Annotated in this window: 3 protein-coding genes and 1 pseudogene; 1 reads left to right on the top strand and 3 read right to left on the bottom strand. The window is 66.5% G+C overall.

Translation table 11 applies throughout. The features are described from left to right. Window positions 1–39: 39 nt before the first annotated feature. From CCN42_RS45215 to CCN42_RS37285, 3 genes and pseudogenes are all read right to left on the bottom strand, one after another. Complete coding sequence (locus tag CCN42_RS45215) at window positions 40–441, bottom strand: hypothetical protein (RefSeq protein WP_245877639.1); 402 nt, start codon at window positions 439–441, stop codon at window positions 40–42. A 9-nt stretch (window positions 442–450) separates the two neighbouring features. Then, window positions 451–1,926 (bottom strand): annotated as a pseudogene (locus tag CCN42_RS46340) (zinc-ribbon domain-containing protein); the annotation flags it as partial. A gap of 233 nt (window positions 1,927–2,159) precedes the next feature. After that, a complete protein-coding gene (locus CCN42_RS37285; RefSeq protein ID WP_245877638.1) occupies window positions 2,160–2,933 on the bottom strand; it encodes a hypothetical protein in 774 nt (257 codons plus the stop codon). A gap of 187 nt (window positions 2,934–3,120) precedes the next feature. On the opposite strand from CCN42_RS37285, the gene CCN42_RS37280 reads away from it, so the two are divergent. Next, the gene (locus tag CCN42_RS37280; RefSeq protein WP_086741714.1) at window positions 3,121–3,438 is read left to right on the top strand and encodes a hypothetical protein; all 318 of its coding nucleotides are present in this window, start codon (window positions 3,121–3,123) and stop codon (window positions 3,436–3,438) included. Window positions 3,439–3,462 lie beyond the last annotated feature (24 nt).

The raw sequence follows: 3,462 nt of genomic DNA, 5'->3' as shown, positions 1-3,462 counted from the left end.
CTTCCTAGCCTTCACGAGCATCGCCTGCACCCTCATCTGCTACCGCAGACTCACCAAATGAGATGACGTCTTAATCATGCGCTTCAGTACAGCACCGGCGGTCAGGTGAGGCTGCTGGTTCTTGGAGACGGGGAGTTCTTCGGGACCGAGACACTCCAGCGGCGCTTCCCGAACACGCAGCACACCGTAGTCGGCGTTCAGCAGCGCATCGGTCTTGTCCCGGTCAGCGGGGCTGCGTCCGGCGGCATGCCAGTAGGCTCCGTCGAACTCGATGACAATGCCTCCGCCTTCGTCGACGAACAACATGTCGACTGATCGGTAGCGCGCGGGGATCTTCGGGTCGGTCAAGCGGACGTCGTGCTCGGTGGTGAAGCCACACCGTGACAGCACGAAGGCGAGCTCGGCATACAGACGGATTTCGAGCACTGAGGTGGCTGACATCTGGCAGCGGGGGCATCCCGAACCTGCTCGGGTGCGGTTACCGACGACGGCCTCCCAGGTGTGACCGCGAGAACAGCGCCAGGTCACGGTCATGTTGCTACCCGGCAGCACCTGATGAGGCAGTAGAGGCCAGTTGGCGACCCTGTCCCATTCAACCGCGAGATCGGGGTGCGCGACGGCGAGGTTATTGGTCTGTGTTACTCGCCGACCGGCGCACTCGCCGCACTGCCTGGATCTCACGCGGTTGCTGACCTGCTGCTTCCACGTGTGGCCGTTCTGGCACAGCCAGTGCACTGTTCTCCCAGACGCAGGCAGGACACCGATGGGGCGCAGTGCACCGTTAAGCCTGGGGTGCCAGGTGGCGGCTATCTCCGGATCTACAACGGCGAGATTGCGTTCTGGCGTTGCTCGTTGCCCCGCACAGAATCCACAGCCGCGGCCCTGGGCCACCCGGGAGGCGACCGTGGCAAGCCATTCGTGCCCGGCAGCACACATCCACCAGCGCTTCGGCCTCGGAGTACCGGGCCGGACGTCGGCGGGTGTGAGAGGGGCGTTGCGGGTGGGGTGCCATTCCCTTGCGAGATCGGGAGCGAGGTCGGCGAGTGACTGCCCCGCAGGCGGCCGACGCCGGGTTTGACCGCGCCGACCCAACGAGCACGGGGGGCACCCCGTCCCGGCCCGGCTGCCGCTTCCGGTGCGCTCCACTATGACGGCCGCCCACACGTGACCACACGTGCCGCACTTCCAGTGGGCCTTGCGGCGGGAGGTCGGGCCGACAACTTCCGGGCGCAACGAGCCATTGAGTTCTGGATGCCACTCCGCCGCCAAATCGGGGCGCCGCACGGCGAGGTTGTTCGTGGCATCAATCCGCGAGCCACTACAAAAGGGACAAGAGGGGCGGCTTGTCCGCTGGGAGACCATCTCCGTCCATTGATGTCGATCGTCATGGAGGCAGCGCCAGGAGACCCGGATTTTGGAGAACGGAGTGACATCTGAGGGTGTGAGGCCTGGCCGACCGGGGGCGGTGACCCATTCGGCTGCCAACGCCGGATGAACAGTAGCCAGGTCGTTGCCACACCCGGCCCGGTGTCCCGAACAGTACGGACATCCACTGCCGCGCCAGCGCTCGCTCGGCGGCATGTCATAGCGATGACGGTCATCCGCAGGGCAGCGCCACCAGCGAGCCGGCGCATTGGACTGGGCGGCGACCTCGGCCGCCGAGACCTCATTGCGCTCACTGTCCCATTCCGCAGCCAAGTCCGGCCTCAGCTCGGCAATCGACCGCCCCCTGGCGGGCCGACGGGAGGAAAGCACCTGTCGGGCAATGCCGCATTTCTGGCAGGTGTGCCCCGCCATGAAGTGCCGGATCTGCACCCGGTACGGCACTCCGCAGCCCCGGCAGCGAAGGTGCGCGTACTTCGCGCTGCCGATGGTCAGGCGAGTTGGGTCCAGTCCCTCGTTGAGCTCAGCCAGCCACGCATTCATCAGCTCTGGTTCCTCCGCGGCCTTCGGCGAACCGGGTCTGCGCAAGTGCACTCCATGAAGCGATCGGTGGCAACTCTCAGGCAGCGCGCGTTGCCGACCGGCAGTTACGAACGAGCTGCACGGCTACCGGCAAAGACTGTAGACCAGAGGTATGACATAGGACGCTGGCTGGTGAACGGTGCTGACCCGTCTGGGAGCCGGACCGGGACGCGCGTCCGTAAGTTCGCCTCGGGCTACAGGCTGTCGACCCATGAGGGGACGGGGTAGGTGTGGACGTCGCCGAGTGGGAGGTGGAGGGGGCCGAGGAGGCGGCGGGCGAGGTTGGGGGAGAGGTCTTCGATGGCGAGGGCCGTGGCGGCGAAGCACGCGGCTTTTTGTTCGTTTGAGAAGTTCCGTACGCGCTTGCTGTGGATGCGGGCTGCTCGGTCCAGTGCTGCTTCGGTGTGCTTGATCAGTGCGTTCTTCAGCGTGGCTCGGTCGGCGGTCCTGGCGAGGTCCTGCGCCTCACACCAGGCGGGGTCTTCGCGATCGGTCGGCCACGCCTTGTTGTAGGAGCGGCGCAGGGTGAGGACTTCGTCCCACGTCAGCTTCTCCAGCCGGGCGAGTAACGCGGCTGCTGTGCGCCCTTGAGGCCCCAGCACCCACCAGGCCGGTACCCGAAACCATATCTTCTGACTCCAGGTCCGTCCGGAGCGCTCCTCGTCGTCGTTCGGGACGAGACTGAAGATCCACAGCCCGAACGGAATCTCGAGCGTGAACGGCAGGTAAGAGGAACCTGATGCATGCGGTGCCGCGCGGTGCCATGGCTGCTTGCGGCGCCGCAGCGGCACGCCAGGTGTTTCCTCGATGAGGACGCTGCGGCGGTCGCGCAGGGAGGCGGCGTAGTCAACCGGGTCGTCGTCGAAACCGCGGCCGCAAGGGCGTGTGACCTTCCAGCCCCAGTCGGCCGGCAGGCGGTTCGGGTCCAGTCTCGCGGCTGTCCAGTCTTCCCACCCAAGGCCAGGCACCTGATCCCCCTCCGTAACGACACTGGAGCCCCATCTTGGAGCACCCCGCAGCGGGCGTGCTGTGCGAGCGCCAAAGAGTGCTGCCGACGCTCGGCAAAAGGCGCTGAGGAGGGAGCACGTCGGGTACACCTGCCGTGTCAGCGCCGTGCGGAGACTCCGCCGCGACGCAGGACGCCAACGGCGTCAAGTGGCCGATGCGGCGTACCCGTCGGTGGTGCCCGACGGCCACCACGGCGACCAACCCCACCCGCTGCTGCTGTTCTTCAACCGCGTCGGCCCCCGTAACCTAGGCACTGTTATCGCGCAGCTGGCTGAGCTGATCCGCCAGCACTGGCAGAGCGCCGCCCACGACGGCTTCCACATGTACGACGGCAAGCTCCCCATGGTGACCACCGGCATGAAGCAGCTCCAAGAGCACGGCCCGGCCGGAGCGATCTTCCGGTGCTTCGGTCGCCCACACCACCAGATCCGGCGTTGTCACGTTGGTGGGGTGGTGATCGGTTGAGGGCGTGTCAGGGCGTAGAGGGGG

The organism is Streptomyces glaucescens (genome assembly GCF_002154375.1).
Classification (GTDB): Bacteria; Actinomycetota; Actinomycetes; order Streptomycetales; family Streptomycetaceae; genus Streptomyces; species Streptomyces glaucescens.
The sequence above is the reverse complement of the archived record's forward strand: the minus strand, read 5'-3'. Positions and strand labels throughout refer to the sequence as shown.

Coding starts and splice junctions, on each gene's coding strand:
- CCN42_RS45215 (WP_245877639.1), bottom strand. CDS start 441: ATGTCAGCCACCTCAGTGCTCGAAATCCGTCTGTATGCCGAGCTCGCC.